Source organism: Ralstonia mojiangensis (assembly GCF_023955645.1).
GTDB classification, from domain to species: domain Bacteria; phylum Pseudomonadota; class Gammaproteobacteria; order Burkholderiales; family Burkholderiaceae; genus Ralstonia; species Ralstonia mojiangensis.
Window position 1 is genome coordinate 327,954 of the sequence record NZ_JAMXHU010000004.1, and the last position, 15,831, is coordinate 343,784.

General features: G+C 63.8%; 11 protein-coding genes. 3 read left to right on the top strand and 8 right to left on the bottom strand.

Annotated elements, in window-relative coordinates:
• Position 1: 1 nt before the first annotated feature.
• The 7 genes from NG898_RS18070 to NG898_RS18100 all read right to left on the bottom strand — a co-directional run bounded on the left by NG898_RS18070 (position 2) and on the right by NG898_RS18100 (position 10,917).
• On the bottom strand, positions 2-1,714 hold the full coding sequence (locus NG898_RS18070) for a DUF2334 domain-containing protein (RefSeq protein WP_252693735.1): 1,713 nt from the start codon (positions 1,712-1,714) through the stop codon (positions 2-4).
• Between the two features lie 23 nt (positions 1,715-1,737).
• On the bottom strand, positions 1,738-2,190 hold the full coding sequence (locus NG898_RS18075) for a hypothetical protein (RefSeq protein WP_252693736.1): 453 nt from the start codon (positions 2,188-2,190) through the stop codon (positions 1,738-1,740).
• Between the two features lie 8 nt (positions 2,191-2,198).
• Entirely contained in the window at positions 2,199-3,458 is a 1,260-nt protein-coding gene (wecB, locus tag NG898_RS18080; RefSeq protein WP_252693737.1) for a non-hydrolyzing UDP-N-acetylglucosamine 2-epimerase, read from the bottom strand.
• A gap of 247 nt (positions 3,459-3,705) precedes the next feature.
• A complete protein-coding gene (locus tag NG898_RS18085; RefSeq protein WP_252693738.1) occupies positions 3,706-5,439 on the bottom strand; it encodes an NfrA family protein in 1,734 nt (577 codons plus the stop codon).
• Positions 5,436-7,547 carry a glycosyl transferase family protein gene (locus tag NG898_RS18090; RefSeq protein ID WP_252693739.1) on the bottom strand — a complete coding sequence of 704 codons (2,112 nt, stop codon included), beginning with the start codon at positions 7,545-7,547 and terminating at the stop codon, positions 5,436-5,438. The genes NG898_RS18085 and NG898_RS18090 overlap by 4 nt, the downstream gene beginning before the upstream one ends.
• Before the next feature lie 740 nt (positions 7,548-8,287).
• Complete coding sequence (locus NG898_RS18095; protein ID WP_252693740.1) at positions 8,288-10,126, bottom strand: methyl-accepting chemotaxis protein; 1,839 nt, start codon at positions 10,124-10,126, stop codon at positions 8,288-8,290.
• Between the two features lie 89 nt (positions 10,127-10,215).
• A complete protein-coding gene (locus NG898_RS18100) occupies positions 10,216-10,917 on the bottom strand; it encodes a glycine zipper 2TM domain-containing protein (protein WP_252693741.1) in 702 nt (233 codons plus the stop codon).
• Positions 10,918-11,189: 272 nt separating this feature from the next.
• Here NG898_RS18100 and NG898_RS18105 point away from each other — a divergent pair, with 272 nt between their 5' ends.
• Positions 11,190-12,122 (top strand): 2-hydroxyacid dehydrogenase, encoded by a 933-nt coding sequence (locus NG898_RS18105; RefSeq protein WP_252693742.1) that lies wholly within the window; start codon positions 11,190-11,192, stop codon positions 12,120-12,122.
• 24 nt (positions 12,123-12,146) lie between these two features.
• Here the strand turns inward: NG898_RS18105 and NG898_RS18110 are convergent, their stop codons facing one another.
• Positions 12,147-13,403 (bottom strand): branched-chain amino acid ABC transporter substrate-binding protein, encoded by a 1,257-nt coding sequence (locus NG898_RS18110; RefSeq protein ID WP_252693743.1) that lies wholly within the window; start codon positions 13,401-13,403, stop codon positions 12,147-12,149.
• Between the two features lie 228 nt (positions 13,404-13,631).
• Here NG898_RS18110 and NG898_RS18115 point away from each other — a divergent pair, with 228 nt between their 5' ends.
• Together NG898_RS18115 and NG898_RS18120 are read left to right on the top strand one after the other, a co-directional pair.
• A complete protein-coding gene (locus NG898_RS18115; protein ID WP_252693744.1) occupies positions 13,632-14,297 on the top strand; it encodes a TetR/AcrR family transcriptional regulator in 666 nt (221 codons plus the stop codon).
• 41 nt (positions 14,298-14,338) lie between these two features.
• A complete protein-coding gene (locus NG898_RS18120) occupies positions 14,339-15,784 on the top strand; it encodes an MFS transporter (protein ID WP_252693745.1) in 1,446 nt (481 codons plus the stop codon).
• Positions 15,785-15,831: the final 47 nt, after the last annotated feature.

A 15,831-nucleotide genomic window follows, 5' to 3' on the forward strand; every position in this document is an offset into this window, starting at 1 on the left:
GTCACTTCACCGTGCTGGCGTCCGCCCAGGTGTACCCCATGCCGGTGATACCGGTGATGATGGTCTGGAAGTCGGTATAGCCGGGCGTGCCAAGTTCCGGCTCCAGCCAGAACGGATGGAAGAAGAACGAGGCAAAGCCGTCACGTACCACCTGTGCATACATCGCATTGGTCAAGATGTCCTGTGCGGTGTACGTCAGGCATGACGATGGATCGATATTGCAGATGTTGTATTCCACGTTGCCCAGGTTTTCCGGAATGATGCGCTGGTTGTAGTAGTCCTTCTGAATGATGTAGGGGAAGAACTGGCCGACCGAGAAATCATGTCCCGCGGTGGTCGAGTTCAAGGTCTGCGGGTTGTCCGAGGTGTAATACACCACGCGTTGATACGTGTTTTTGAAGTACTGCGGCACCGCCTTGATGGACAACGGAGACGATTGATAGTGCGGCGCCTCCCAGGCAAACGGCGCATAGCCGTTGAGCTGGAACTCCAGCAGCCCCGAAGACAATCGCCCGGCTGCCCATTGCGTCGAGTCCTCGTTCACAGGCCTGTTCTGCGTGGCGAGCCAGAACTCGAAGTCGTTCGCGCTGACGGCGTTGATGAGGTTCGGGATATTGCTGTACTGGTGCGTGTAGCCGTGCATCAGGATCTTCCCGCCCCGTGGCAACGCATGGTTGAGCGCCGACTTGAGCCCCGTCGCATTGACCAGGTGGATCGTCTGCGACACGCCGCCGTTGTAGACGCCGTTCGGGTCTTTGTACAGCGGGATGGTGGCGATCGAGAACGGAATCTTCTTGCTGTACAGGTAGTCCGTCAGCGTGTTGATGGACGTCACGGTATTGGTGGCGTTGACGTCTTCCAACCGAACCAGCGCGCGGTGCAACGTGGGCGCATTGGTACCCAGGATGTCATGCAGCATGTCGCACATCGCCAGGTAGCGATCGCGTGGCCCGATGTAAGAGAACGGCATGTCGGCCACGTACCAGAAATTGCCCGACCGCATGATGTATGGCGCCGTTTCCTGCGTCACCGAATTGGTGATCGTCACTACGCTGCTGGCCTTGGTGGCATCGGCCACGGAGGTCACGCCGATGTCCGGATCGGCGCTGATGACACCGCTCGTGGCATTGAAGGCGTAGTACTTGGTCATGCTCTGGCTCTTGTACGACACCGTATCGAAGAACCCGGGGTTTGGCGCGCTCGCCGAGGGCGCGGCGTTCATGCCGCGCAGACCGACAAAATTGATGCCGTAGCGCGAGGTGAACGGATACGCCGTGTTCCAGGCAAGTTCCCACAGGTTGTATTTGAACCAAACCACGGTCTTTTGCGTGGTGCTCACATCCGACAGGAACGCCGCCGGTATGGGGTTGTTGTAGTAACTCCCCATGTAAAAGATGGCGGTGTACTGCTCGGTCATGCCGGCCGTGTAGTTCTGCACGGGCAGCAGCGTGATGGTGGTGTTGAAGTGCGCGAGCAGGTTGTACAGCATGATCGCGTACGACTTGCCGAGGTTGGTGTACTGGTCGTTTGGGGGGGCGTCGTACAGCACCAGCATCGGGGCCGGCGTGCTCGTTGTTGTTCCGCCTACTGTCACGCAGATGGGCCCGAGCCCGATCGTGCAGGTGGCGGCCTGTGCCGGCGCTGTCAGCGAAACGCCGAGCAGGCCGCCCGCAAAGACGAGCGCGCACAGGAACTTACGTAGCAATGTCTTCATGATGACTCTCCGACTCATGGCAATCATGGGCGATAGAACGAGCCGTCCGCTTGGCGGTAGAGCCCGAGGTTGAAGTTGGGGCCACGATCGTGGCCACGGTCTGTACCTGTCGTCTCGTTTTCCGGCGTGCCGGGGCGGACTTCGGTCATGACCGCCGGGCGCGGCGGTGGAATGACCTGTCCGTTCTCGTCCATGACGCCGTAACCGTAGGCGCGCGCGCCTCCTGTCACGGGCCTGGGTGTGACTGCTGCCACAACGGTGGGCTGCAGGGGTTCCGCAGCCGTGGCCGTCGCCCTGGAAGACGCGGGCGTTGGGGCTTTTTTGTCGGTGTCGGCGCCGGGGCTACCCTGGTCCGTCGCGCCGGTCACGATGGCAGGTACGCGTCCATCGCCCGACCACGGCGGCGCCACGATCAGCCACCCGGCAACAAGTGCGGAGGCAACCAACACGCCGCCTCCGATTTGCTTCGCTTTCATCAAGCCTCCTAGCCGTTCAGGCGGTGCTGCGTTGACGACCCTTGCGCGGTGGCACGCGCCGCTTCCAGATCGATGATTTCGGCTTCGGTAGCCGGTTTGCGAATGAGTTGGGGGCCGCGCGCCACCATTTGTGGCTGCGTGGTGAAGGCTTTCTTCAGCGCATCGACAATGCGCCGACAGGCGTGGCCGTCGCCATAGGGGTTGTGAGCCTGCGCCATGCGCTCGTATTCGGCGGCGTTATTGAGCAGCGCTTCTGCTTCATCGACGATGCGTTGCGTATCGGTGCCGACCAGCCGCGCGGTGCCCGATGCCACGGCCTCTGGCCGCTCGGTGGTATCACGCGTCACCAGCACCGGCTTGCCCAGCGCGGGCGCCTCTTCCTGAATGCCGCCGGAATCGGTGACGATCAGGTAGGCGCGGTCCATCAGGTAGACGAACGGCAGGTAGTCCTGCGGCGCAATCAGATGAACGTTGTCGTGGCCGGAGAGGATGGCGTTGACCGGCTGCTGCACGTTCGGGTTCAGGTGCACCGGATACACGACCTGCACATCCGGATGACGCGCCGCCAGCAGGCGCAGCGCCACGCAGAAGTTCTCGAACGGCTCGCCGAAGTTCTCGCGGCGATGGCCCGTCACCAGGATCATTCGCCGGCCCGCTTCCAGGAACGGATAGCGCGCCGCCATCTGCGCTGAAAGCGTGGCGTCGTCGTCCAGCCGTTGCTTGACGGCCAGCAGCGCATCGATGACGGTGTTGCCGGTAAGCGTGACCTGCTCTGGGTCGATGCCCTCGTCCAGCAGGTTCTGGCGCGATTCGGCCGTGGGCGCGAAATGCCAGGTCGTCACAGAATCGGTAACACGCCGGTTCAACTCTTCCGGCCATGGCGACCAGATGTTGCCGGTGCGCAGACCCGCTTCCACATGCCCGACCGGAATGCGCCGGTAGAACGCCGCAAGGCTTGCCGCCAGCGTGGTCGTCGTGTCGCCGTGGACGAGCACGGCATCGGGCTTGTAGGCATCGAGCACGCCGTCGATGCCGCCCAGCACGTTCGACGTGATGTCGGATAACGTCTGCCCAGGCCGCATCAGGTTGAGGTCAAACTCCGGCACGATGCCGAAGAGTTCCAGCACCTGATCCAGCATCTGCCGGTGCTGCGCACTCACACACACCGCCGACTCAAAGCCTGCCTCGGCCTGCAATGCCTGCACCAGCGGCGCCATCTTGATGGCCTCCGGGCGCGTGCCGAACACGGTCAAAATTTTCCCTGTCATGATTCCCCCCAAGTCATCTGCATCGGCGCATGCGAAGCGCGACGACGAACGTGTCGCTTCTGACGCCGGCACAGACTTCGCCAATGAGCGAAGGCCGTGCCAAGCGTCCCGCTTTGACTCGCCATGGCGCTGCGACGCCATCCTTCGGACGCCGCTGCCATTTCTCTTTGTTACCCGTTTCCCTCGGCGGTCAAAAACGTTTCATCTGCGACACCTCTGACTGGGGTCTGCTTGAATCCAGGGTTGCTTAGAACCAAAGAATGGCTCGCGCGACCACCCCCTTTGCTCGATCCGCATGCGTCAATGGCAAGCGGTATTGCACGGTCAAATCCAGCCAACTGGCCGGCGCTGCGTAGTGCGACTCCCGAAACCAGTAGCGGAAGTTGATGCCTGGGCCAACACCAAGCGCGAGCCGCTGGCCGATCGCCTTGTTGTCGTGATCGCCCGCCAGAACGATATGCGGATAGACCGTCAGGCGATCGCTGATCGAGTTGAGCAACCACGTGTGTCCGTAGCGCATTTCCGTGCTGACGATCATGCGGCCCTGGTTGAGGAAGTACGCGCCCTCGCCATACACCTGCCACGTCTGCCAGCGCGGCTTGGTGACCTGCAGGTCGAGCCCCTGATCGGTCGAAAAGCCGATGCGTAACAACGTATCGTTGGTGGTCAGTTGCCCGATGCGAAAGAGACGCTCGGCGGTGAACACCAGGTTGATGTCCTTGATCGGCTTGTAGCGTGCGCCCACCGAGCCCTGCACGGTGGGCAGGCCGGTGTTGCCGTTGCGGTCGTACACGCTGTCGTAGCCACGCGCGAAGAGCTGGAAGATGCTGCCGTCTCGATAGCCGATGCCCGGCGGCTGCCAGTACACCTCCGCGCCCACCTGCCCTGCGCTCACTGTATTGGGCAACCCGAACGCCGACGTTTGATACGCGCCCGACACCACCATGCCGACGGTGCGCTGCATCTGTTCGACTTCACGCCGGTAGCCGAAACGGCGGTCTGGCTGGAGGCGGTCGTCGCCATTGCCACCGGTGTCGCTCTTGGCATCGGCGTCGGCATGGTCGAGGCTTTCCCGGAAGAGCTTGATGGCGGTCGGGTTGTCGCCCAGGCGCTTTGCTGCGTAGGCGGCATCGGCGTAGTGGGTCCAGGTGCCCTCGCCCGTGGCGAAGCCACGCTGGAACGCTGCCAATGCAGCGCGGTCGTCGCGCGCACGCAGGTGGCTGTAAGCCTCGTTCAACTCTCGCTGGCCGATCACGCGCGGATCATTGGCGGACGTGGCGTCGCCCTGCGCTTCGGGCGCCATCGCCTGGGCAAGCAGCGCCTTCGCGTAGCGCTGGCGCGCCGGATCCGTAGCGTGATCGACGGCCAGTGTGGCAGCCTGGGTTGCGCCATCCCGATCGCCCAATTGCAAGCGTGACTGCGCCAGGCGCACCTGCACGTCGGCATCGGGGTCGTCCTTCATGCCGCTGAGCGCATCGATGGCAGCCTGCGGATGCTTGGCGGAGTACGCGCTGTCCGACCACGCCAGATGCAGGTTGCGTTGCTCCTGCGCGGTCCAGTCGGTGCCTTGCACGGCGTGCGCAAAATCCTGCTCGGCCACAGCGGGGTCATTTGCTTTCTGCGCCAGGAACCCGTGCTGCGCGTACACGCGTGGCTCATCGGGATACTTCCGCAGCAGCGCGTCGGCCTGCGCGCGTGCCGCATCCAACTGGCCCTTGCGCGTAAGCACATCGAGTAGCAACAGGTTCAGTTGCAGGCTGTCAGGCTGCACAGCCAATGCCGCGCGCGTGGCGGCCTCGGCATCGTCGAGCTTGTTTGCATCGATGGCGTGATAGGCGCGATCGGCGCGAAAGTAGGCGTCGGGCTGCAACGGCGCTGGCTGCTCTGCCAGTGATACGCCATGACACAGCGCCCACACTGCCGCTGCAATCGGCCAGCGCAGATGGCGCACGGTTAAACGGTTGGCTCTCTCGTGTGTCATGCCACACCTCCCGCAACAGATGGATTGGGCCGCGGGTCCGGCCCATGAGGCAGGTCCGGCGGCACAGGAATCGGGGGGATGGTGGAAACCTCGGGTGCGGGTGCCGTGCCGGCTGCAACACCTGGGCCGGCGCCCGTCATGGATTCGACGGCCAGCATGGCCGAATGTGCCGCCGGGCCAAACACGACCGTCGCACGGCGGTTGGGATCGGCCATCTGCGCCAGCTCGGCCGACATCTCGTGGTCGCACGCCATGAAGCATGCGACCTTGCGGCCCGCAGCACGCGCCAGCTCTTCCAACGCTTCGCCGTCGGGCAACTCCGACACGGCGATGTTGAGCGAACCGTCTTCGCCAATCGAGAACGGCACCACGTGATGCCGCACAGCCAGGTCGCGCGGCAGGCAATCGGCCAGCGCGCCCAGCACGACGTTGGTCAGACTCACGCGCGGCAGGTCGACCTGCTCGGCCAGCGCATCGGCCAGCGTGTCGGGCGTCACCAGGCCCTGCTCGACCAGCACCTGCCCGAGACGCCGCCCAGTTTGGCTCTGGATGGCAAGCGCCGCGTCCAACTGCTCCTGCGTGAGCACTTCCCACTTGACCAGCGTTTCGCCCAGCTTGCAGCGCGTGCGGCCGAGCGCGTCGTTCGACAGATAGGTGTGCTGCGTCTTGTCCCAGGCGATGGGCTTGCCGGTCAGGCAGTAGATCAGGAAGATCTTCCACGCCCGGCATACCGAGAAGAAGTTGATGAAGTTGTTCACGACGAGCCTGGGCAGACACAGCACGCCTTGCAGCGGGCCATTGAGCCGACCGACAAAGTACACGCGCTGCGCCAGCCGGTTGAACAGCAGCGCGGCATTGACAGCCAGCAGGTCCTGCATCCAGAAGCTGCCGACCACGAACGTGCCATCCGGAATCGTGACCACGCCTTTTGCCATCAGCGCCCCAAGCGCCAGATAGTTGAGCGAGAGCACATACGCCAGGATCGAGAACAGCGCCGTCAGCACGCCCTTGCGGTCGCGGAAGAACATGTAGCGCGTGATGAGATTGCCGTTCCAGCCCATCTGCAACCAGCCCTGGAACGCAATGCCGAGCACCCAGCGTGCGCGCTGGCGATACGCCGTGCGGAACGTGCTCGGAAAGTATTCGCGCGTGGCCAGGAGTTGCGGACGCATGCCCTTGCGCCGCCCCAGGTGCCAGCGTGTGCGCGTCTTGCCCGCGGCGTCTTCGGCCGGCGCTGCGTTCTCGCAGATCGGGAAATGCACGAACGCTTCGCGCATGCCCAGTTCGCGCAGGCGGAAACTGAAGTCGTAGTCTTCCGTGAGCGTGCTGGTGTTGAACGGAGAATCGCCGCGCACCTTCATCACGGCTTCGATCGCACGGCGGCTATAGCACAGCGCCACGCCCGCCCCGGGCACCGTGCCGGTCAGCGCCTGACGCGCCACCAGGTCTTTCTGGTGCGTCTCGGAAAAATCATCCATGTACGTACCGGCCACCCACTCGTACCACTTGCGTTCAAGCGATAGCACCGGCAACTGCACCAGATCCTGATCGATGATGAAGTAATTGAAGTACTTCAGCTCCAGCGGGTGGATCACGTCTTCACAGTCGTGCATGATCACGCCGGCAAAGCGGATGCCGTGCCCCGCCTCGTGCCGGATGATGGTCTGGATGATGGTGTTCAGGCAGTCGGCCTTGCATGTCGGGCCATCGTGCGTGACGGCAGCGCGCACCACGCGGCCCGGATAGCGGCGCACCATGCGCTCGACCTCGGTGGTGGTCTCCGCATCGTTGCGGTAGGCGCCGGCAAAGATGATGAAGCGCGTGTACTCCATCGTCGCCAGGGTGTTCTCGACCATCTTGGCGATGACGTCGTACTCCTTCCACGCCGGCACCATGATGGCGAGCCATTGCTCTTCGCGCTCACGCAGCGACTGCGCCGAGATCGTGACGGGAGTGCGGCCACGCTGCGGCCAGAGCCACAGCTCCCGCACCCAATAGAAGGCATCCAGGAAAAAGTCGTCGGCGGTACTGATGAAGATGACGAGCGTGGTCGCCACCGTCAAGGTGTTGAGCAACGCGAGGTAAAGGTCCCATGGCAGATCGCTCATGGCTGCCCCCCCGCTCCCACCCTATGGGCGCGTTGCCAGTGTCCGGCGTACCCCCCGCCTTGCGCTGTGGCACTCATGCTTCTCCCCAAAGGTCTTCTTCGACGTCCGACGCAACCGCTTTGCGCCGTGACATCCGGCCCGATCGCCTGCTGCCAATCGGTGGATGTGTCGCTCTCTAGCCTGCTTCTCGCGAGGGGGAACGCGAGGACCATACCAACACCCGCCGAGGCGCGCGGTTATGCGGTGCAGTGCACCACGTACGCCTTCAGACACGTGTCGGACACGCAGGGTTGTTGCATGAGTGAACGCAAGACGGGCGTGACGAGCGTCGCTAGATCGGCGCCACGGCATGCAATGTCATCTGATGCGATGGGGTATTCGTCCAGGCAGCGGGCAGGCCTCCCTACAAATGACGGAGGCGCGGAGCGCCCGAGTGCAGGGTGTTTGGGTTAAGCGAGCGGGGGCCCGCCTGAACGGCACGGTGCGCAGATTGCGGTATGCGTGGCCGCTCGCAACGGGCAGCGGGTTGCAAAGCCTTATGCGCAAAGGATCTGCCGGAAGATTCGCAAGCCGCGGGCTGCCCGCCACGCAGTCTCGCTATGTGTGCGCGACGTTGCCGGGCGAATGGACGCCCGGGCTGACAACAGCGACCCAAGCAATTCTGCAAATCGGTTACAGCACTGAAACACAAAGCCGCGCTCTGGGCGCGGCTTGTTGGATTGAACGTATCGGCCTGTGCGTCAGAACTGTTCCCAGTCGTCTGCATCGTTGGAGACAGCAGCCAAGGCAAGCTTGCCGGGCTTGGGGGTGGCTGCCGCGGCAGGCGCTGCCTTCGCGCTCTGAACAGGAACAGCGGCTGGCTTGACCGGCGCAGCCGGGCGCTTGCGTGCCGCGCGCGACGTCGCCGCGACAGGTTTGCGTGCGGCCGGTTTAGCGACCGGGCTGGAAGCGGTCAATACGGCCGATGCAGCCGAAGCGGCAGACGCCGCCTTTGCAGCCACGGGCGCCAGCACAGGTTCGGCGCGCACACCCGCCACCGGCAAGCGGAACGACGCCACCGCCTCGCGCAGCACGCCGGCCTGCTCTTCCAGCGATTGCGCAGCAGCGGCTGCCTCTTCCACCAGCGCGGCGTTCTGCTGGGTCACCTCGTCCATCTGCGTGACGGCCTGGTTGACTTGCTCGATGCCGGCGCTTTGCTCGTCCGATGCCGAGCTGATCTCGCCCATGATGTCGGTCACGCGCTTGACTGCCACAACCACTTCGTCAATCACCGCGCCGGCCTCGGTGACCAGCGTTGAGCCGTTCTCAACGCGGCCCACTGAATCGCTGATCAACTCCTTGATCTCCTTGGCCGCCGTGGCCGAGCGCTGCGCCAGGCTGCGCACTTCACCGGCCACCACCGCAAACCCACGGCCCTGCTCGCCAGCGCGCGCAGCTTCCACTGCGGCATTCAGGGCGAGGATGTTGGTCTGGAAGGCAATGCCTTCGATCACGCCGATGATGTCTGCGATCTTCTTGCTGCTGTCGTTGATGCCCGACATCGTCTCGATCACGCGGCCCACCACCTCACCGCCCTTGACGGCGATATCCGAAGCGTTGCCCGCAAGCTGGCTGGCCTGGCGTGCGTTGTCGGCGTTCTGGCGCACGATGCTGGTCAGCTCTTCCATGCTCGATGCTGTTTCTTCCAGCGACGACGCCTGTTCTTCCGTGCGTTGCGACAGATCCATGTTGCCGGCCGCAATCTGCTTGGTGGCGCTGGCAATGGATTCGCTACCGCCGCGCATCGTCACGATGGTACGGATCAGCCCGTTCTGCATGTCGATGAGACCTTGGGTGAGCGCGCCCATTTCGTCCTTGCTGCTGACGGTGATGTGCTCGGTCAGGTTGCCCTGCGAGATCGCGCTGAAATGTCTCAGCATCTTCGACAGCGGCACCGAAATCGCGCGGTGCAGGCCGAATGCGCAGCCCAGTGCCGCCGCAATGCCCACCACGATGGCGCCAATGATCAACATCAGGAACCCGTGCGAGCGGGCGACCGCACCTTCGTAGGCAGTCTTGGCCTGCTCAGCCTGGCTGCGATCCAGTGCGTCCACGGCAGCAGACAGTGCCACGAACTGCGGCGGAATGATGGTCATCACCACCTTATCTGCGGCAGCGGTATCGTGCGCCCGCAGGGCGTTCATCAGCGGTTCAACACCATCGCGGAACAACGCTGCGCGCTTGGCCTCAACGTCGGCGGCCAGGCGCGCTTCCTCCGCGTTCATGGGCAGCGCCTTGTATTGCTTCCACGCACCCTCAGACTTGGCGCGGTAAGCGTTGGCCTTTTCGATGATGGCCGGCACGTCGGCCGCATCCGGATGGAAGACCGCCCGATCCAGCGTCGTACGCACGATCGCTGCGTTCAGCTGTGCCTTGCCCATCAGCGATGCCGAAGCAAGCTGATTGGTGTAGATCTCGTTGATATTCGCGTCGGATGCGCGCATCCCGATCACGCCAATGGTGCCGGTAATCGCCAGCAGCAAGGCGAGCAGCGTCAGCGCTGCATTGAGACGGAAACGGATGGAAAGTCGATTGAGCATGGGAATCACCGCGGGGTTATCGCCTCCGCTATATCGGTCGGCCCGCGCCGTTTCTGAAGCCGGCGCGGGCGCTCCCATGTCAGATGTGGCTAGTAAGGCACTGCCATGTTGTTTTCGATGCGGGCGCGATCACCCACGCGCAGTCCGTTCGGGTTGTTCTGTGTAAGCGTGACGCGCGAGTTGTCGTTCAGGCGCATGGTCACGCGATAAGTCTGGCCGACCACCGTGTTGCCTTCCACGGCGTTGCCCGCCATGGCGCCCGCCACCGCACCGCCGATGGTGGCCACGGTGTTGCCGCGCCCGCCGCCAACCTGGTGGCCAAGCAAGCCGCCCACCACGCCGCCGAGTACCGCACCTACGCCGCTAGACTGGCCGCGCACGGGCACCGACTCGACGTATTCAACAACGCCGTAGCGGTTATCAGCGGGCGCTTGATAAGACTGATCGCCGTTGTTCGGATACGGCGAATAGTTCGGTTGCGAGTAAGTCGGCTGGGGCTGCGAATAGGTCGGCGCCGGCTGCTGCGGATAGGGCTGCGGCGCGTTCGGGTCGTAGCTGCCGTAGCCGTTGTTGTACGTGGTGTCGTAACCGCTGCTGTAGGTGGTCGGGCCGATGCTGTTGCCGTAGGCATTGCTGCCCGCGGCATAACCCGCGCCATAGCCCGCGCCGTAACCGGGGTACGCCGGCGCTGTCACGCAGCCTGTCAGCGCCGCTGCCACGGCAGCCAATGTGGCCACTGTCACCCAACGCGCTACGCGCCCTGTACGGTCCGACTTGTTCGTTGCTCGCATGATGAATCCCGTCTTGTGAACGAGGCGTCTGGGCCGGACCAGCAGTCTGCTCTGCGGCCTGCAGCCATGCGCCTCTTGCCGCAAAGTCTATGCCGCACGCCTGCAAACCCGTGCAACCAAATCCGCTCATCGGTAACGGGGTGTAACCGCATGGCGGCCATGGCTTCCAGCACGGCTGTGGGGCACGCGTTATCATCGCCAAGCGCCGTGCTGCGCACCTCCTTGCCGACCGGGCCTTGCCCCATTCATGCGGCCCGCCTCCTCTCCTGACCATGCAACCGAACCTGCTGCTCCTCATTGCGATGACGCCCGAGAACGTGGCGCAGATCGCTGAACATTTTCACGTCATCCATGCACCGACCCGCGCCGAACGCGATGCCGCCATCGCGCGCGACGGGCAAGATGTCCGCATCGTGCTGACCAATGGCTCGACGGGCCTGACGGGAGCGGAAATTGCCGCGATGCCCAAGCTGGAACTGGCCTGCGCATTGGGCGCTGGCTACGAGAACATCGATTTGGAGGCCGCCCGCGCACGTGGCGTAGCGGTGGCCAACGGCGCCGGCACCAACGACGCCTGCGTGGCCGACCACGCCTTTGGCTTGCTGCTGGCGACCGTGCGTGGCATTCCTAAGCTGGATCGTTCCACACGCAACGGCGTCTGGCGCGACGACATTCCGCTGCAGCCCGGCGTATGCGGCAAGCGCCTGGGCATCGTTGGTCTGGGCACCATCGGGCTGCAGATCGCGCGCCGCGCTGCCGGCTTCGACATGCAGATCGGTTATCACAACCGCAAGCCGCGCGACGGCGTGTCATACCGCTACTTCGATGCACTCGAGGACATGGCTGAGTGGGCCGACTTCCTGATCGTTGCCACGCCGGGCGGCGCGCAGACCAAACACCTCGTCAACCAGACGATCCTGGAAGCGCTGGGCCCGAACGGCTACGTGGTCAACATTGCGCGCGGCAGCGTGGTCGATACGGCGGCGCTGGAAGCGGCCATCCGCTCGGGCAAGCTGGGTGGCGCTGGGCTGGATGTGTATGAGAGCGAGCCCAAGCCGCCGGCCGGGCTGCTGGACCTGGAGCAGGTCGTGCTGACGCCGCACATCGCCGGCTGGTCGCCGGAATCGGTGCAGGCTACGGTGGATCGCTTTCTCGAGAACGCCCGCGGGCACCTGGCGGGCACAGGCGTGGTGTCCCCGGTGTAAACCAGGGACACGTCAATCACGCGATTACGACGCCGGACGCTTCATCTGGCAAGACGTCGGCTGGGCCGCAAGGTGCGGTTCCAGCGTGACGTCGGTACGCCAGCCGTAGCCGGTGTTTTCCTGGTCGTACTTGATCTTCTTGCCGTCGGCCTTCACCCAGGTGGTCACGTACAGCGTCTGCTGTGCCTGGTGATCGGTCTTGCGCATCTCGATCGGGCCGTTGAGGCCGTCGACCGTCATGCCTTCCATCACCTTGGCCACCTTGGCAGGCTCGGCTGAACCGCTGGTCTTGATGGCTTTGGCCAGGAAGGCGATGCCGGTGTAAACGTCAGCGTTGAAGAAGTCGTCGTTGTACTTCTTCTTGAAGCCGTCAAGCACGGCGCTCGTTTTCGCGTTGCCGTCGTTCGGCGCGAAGTAGCTGATGACCTTCACGCGATCCGCGCCTGAGGCCCCCATCGCCGTAGGCACACCGGTGGTGCCGGCGTAGTACGTATAGAAATTGGTGGTCAGGCCCGCATCTTTCGACGCGCGGATCAGCAGTGCCAGATCGCTCCCCCAGTTGCCCGTGATGACCGTATCGGCGCCCGATGCACGAATCTTCGCGACATACGGCGAGAAGTCCTTCACTTGCGCAAGCGGGTGCAGATCTTCACCCACCACCTGGATGTCCGGACGCTTGCGCTTGAGGTATTCCTTGGCCGCGCGCGCCACCTGATGGCCGAACGAGTAGTTCTGGTTCAGCAGATAGACCTTCTTGATGTTCTGGTCCTTGGCGAGATAGCTCGTCAGGGCCTCCATCTTCATGTCGGAGTTGGCGTCCAGGCGGAAGTGCCAGTAGTTGCACTTGCTGTTGGTCATGTCCGGATCGACCGCCGCGTAGTTGAGATAGATGATCTCTTTGCCGGGGTTGCGGTCGTTGTACTTGGCGATGGCGTCCTGCAGTGCCATGCCCACGCTGGAGCCGTCGCCCTGCGCAACGTAACGGATGCCCTGGTCGGTGATCTGCTTGAGGATCGTCAGGCTTTCTTGCGGCGATACCTTGTTGTCAAAACCGACGACTTCGAACTTGGTGCCGTTGCCGCTCCAGTTCTGCTGGTTGGCCAGGTCGGCCGCATATTGCCAGCTGCGCAGCTGGTTCTGGCCCAGCGCGCCCATCAGCCCGGACAGCGGATCGATCCACGCGATCTTGACGGTCTCGGCGTGGACGGTGCTCGGGCAAAATGCGCCTGCGAATGTGCCAACTGCTGCCGCCGCGCACAGCGCGAGTCGGAATGCCTTCATGCAAATGTCTCCTGATGTCTTATCGTTTGACGCCGTGCAGAAGGCATCGTCGAGCATGGTTTTGCACAAAACCGCAAACCGAGGCTTGCAGCAGCTCGATCCTTCCATACACAAACGTATGTGCATGGTAGGAGTGCGTTTGTTGCCGTGTCAACCCGCGCAAACCTGGGGGCCTCAGCACGATTTAAGCGCTGGACAGGCCCGCCAGCGGGGCTAGAATCCGCCTTCATGCCAAAGCCATCCCTGCAGATCGACGAACACGACGAAGCCGTCGAGGTCGATGCCGATTCCGCCTCCCCTGCCACACCGCGTGCACAGCTCACGCCCGACGACTGGGTTCGCGCCGCCACCGATCTGCTCGTCACCAAAAGCATTGATGCCGTGCGCGTGGACGTGCTCGCCAAGCAGCTGGACGTGACGCGCGGCAGCTTCTACTGGCACTTCAAGAACCGAGACGATCTGCTGCACCAGGTATTGCAGGACTGGAGCGAGCGCACGCGCGTGGGCCCCAAGCTGGAGCGGCAAAATCCGTCGGTCCAGGGGCTCGTGCGCGATTTGCTCGCACTGCCGTTTCGCGGACGCAGCGCGCGCCGCACGGCCATGATCGAATTCGCCATCCGGGCCTGGGCGCGGCGCGACCCGATGGCGCAAGAGGCTGTCGAAGCCGTCGACGAGCATCGTATGGATTACTACGTCCAGCATTTCCAGGCGATCGGCTTTACGCGCAAGGATGCCAAGACGCGCGCCTTCATGCTGTACGCCTACCAGCTGTCGGAGGCCACGCTCTGGCACCAGGGCAGCAAGCCCGACAAGGACGCGCGCCGCCGCTTCTTTGAAGACACGCTGCTCGCCGGCGCACCGCAAGAAGACTCGGCCGCACCTGTGCGGGAATAAATCGTGCTGCATCGGGCGCATTCCACTTTGAGTGCGCCGCGATGCCCGAATCGCCAGCCTTCCACACATCCGACCTGCCCGGCCGGCTCGATCGCCTGCCCTGGAGCCGCTTTCACACGCGCGTGGTCATTGCGCTGGGCATTACGTGGCTGCTCGACGGCCTGGAGGTAACGCTGGCCGGCGCTGTGGCCGGCGCGCTCAAGCAAAGCCCATCACTGCATCTCACCAACGCGCAGGTTGGCATTGCCAGCAGCGCATACCTGGTCGGTGCGGTGTTCGGCGCACTGCTGTTCGGCTGGATGACGGATCGACTGGGCCGCCGCAAGCTGTTCTTCATTACGTTGGGCGTCTACATCCTGGCCACGCTGGCGACAGCGTTTTCGTGGAGCTTCGCCAGCCTGGTCGTGTTTCGCGTGCTCACAGGCGCAGGGATCGGCGGTGAATACGCGGCAATCAACTCAACCATCCAGGAGCTGACACCGGCGCGCGTGCGCGGCTGGACGGATCTCGCCATCAACGGCACGTTCTGGGTTGGTGCCGCGTTGGGCGCGGGAGCATCGTTGTGGCTGCTGGACCCAGCGCACATGAGCCTCGATACCGGCTGGCGGCTGTGCTTCTTCATCGGCGCCCTGCTGGGGCTCATCATTCTGGTGATGCGTTTCTGGATTCCGGAGAGCCCGCGCTGGCTCATCACGCGCGGCCGACACGAAGAAGCGCAGGCCATCGTGGGCGATATCGAGAACGAAATCGTGGCGCGCGGCCATCGCTTCGATACCGCGCCGCTGCCTGCATTGCGCATGCGCAGCCGCGGTCATCCACGCTTGATGGAAGTCGCGCGCGTGCTGTTCGTGCAGCACCGGCAACGCGCGCTGGTGGGCCTCGCGCTGATGGCAGCGCAGGCGTTTTTCTACAACGCGATCTTTTTCACCTACGCCCTGGTGCTGACGGATTTCTATGACGTGCCCGCAACGAAGGTCGGCACGTACCTGCTGCCGTTCGCACTGGGCAATTTTCTCGGGCCGCTGCTGCTTGGGCGGCTGTTTGACGTGGTGGGCCGGCGCACGATGATTGCCACGACCTATGCAATCAGCGGCGTGCTGTTGCTGGTAAGTGGCGCGCTGTTCAAGGCGGGTGTGCTCGATGGCACCACACAGACCATCGCGTGGACCGTGGTGTTCTTCTTTGCATCGGCCGCCGCCAGCTCGGCATACCTGACGGTGAGCGAAACCTTTCCGCTCGAGGTGCGCGCGCTGGCCATCGCGCTATTCTATGCCGTAGGCACGGGGCTTGGAGGCGTGGCCGGGCCTGCGCTGTTCGGCTGGCTGATCGATACGCACTCGCGCGGTGCCGTGTTCGGCGGCTATGCGTTCGGCGCGGTGCTGATGCTGCTTGCGGCCGCGGTGCAGGCTTGCTGGGGGACGGCAGCCGAGCGCAAACCGCTCGAACATGTGGCTGCGCCGCTGTCGGTTGACGACAGCCCGGCTTGATCTACGCCAAACCGGCGCCACGTGCGTCGTCGCCGGTCGCCTATATA

Excerpts from the sequence above, each read along its gene's own strand:
- NG898_RS18070 (WP_252693735.1), bottom strand. The coding sequence starts at position 1,714 with ATGAAGACATTGCTACGTAAGTTCCTGTGCGCGCTCGTCTTTGCGGGC.
- NG898_RS18075 (WP_252693736.1), bottom strand. The coding sequence starts at position 2,190 with ATGAAAGCGAAGCAAATCGGAGGCGGCGTGTTGGTTGCCTCCGCACTT.
- wecB (WP_252693737.1), bottom strand. The coding sequence starts at position 3,458 with ATGACAGGGAAAATTTTGACCGTGTTCGGCACGCGCCCGGAGGCCATC.
- NG898_RS18085 (WP_252693738.1), bottom strand. The coding sequence starts at position 5,439 with ATGACACACGAGAGAGCCAACCGTTTAACCGTGCGCCATCTGCGCTGG.
- NG898_RS18090 (WP_252693739.1), bottom strand. The coding sequence starts at position 7,547 with ATGAGCGATCTGCCATGGGACCTTTACCTCGCGTTGCTCAACACCTTG.
- NG898_RS18095 (WP_252693740.1), bottom strand. The coding sequence starts at position 10,126 with ATGCTCAATCGACTTTCCATCCGTTTCCGTCTCAATGCAGCGCTGACG.
- NG898_RS18100 (WP_252693741.1), bottom strand. The coding sequence starts at position 10,917 with ATGCGAGCAACGAACAAGTCGGACCGTACAGGGCGCGTAGCGCGTTGG.
- NG898_RS18105 (WP_252693742.1), top strand. The coding sequence starts at position 11,190 with ATGCAACCGAACCTGCTGCTCCTCATTGCGATGACGCCCGAGAACGTG.
- NG898_RS18110 (WP_252693743.1), bottom strand. The coding sequence starts at position 13,403 with ATGAAGGCATTCCGACTCGCGCTGTGCGCGGCGGCAGCAGTTGGCACA.
- NG898_RS18115 (WP_252693744.1), top strand. The coding sequence starts at position 13,632 with ATGCCAAAGCCATCCCTGCAGATCGACGAACACGACGAAGCCGTCGAG.
- NG898_RS18120 (WP_252693745.1), top strand. The coding sequence starts at position 14,339 with ATGCCCGAATCGCCAGCCTTCCACACATCCGACCTGCCCGGCCGGCTC.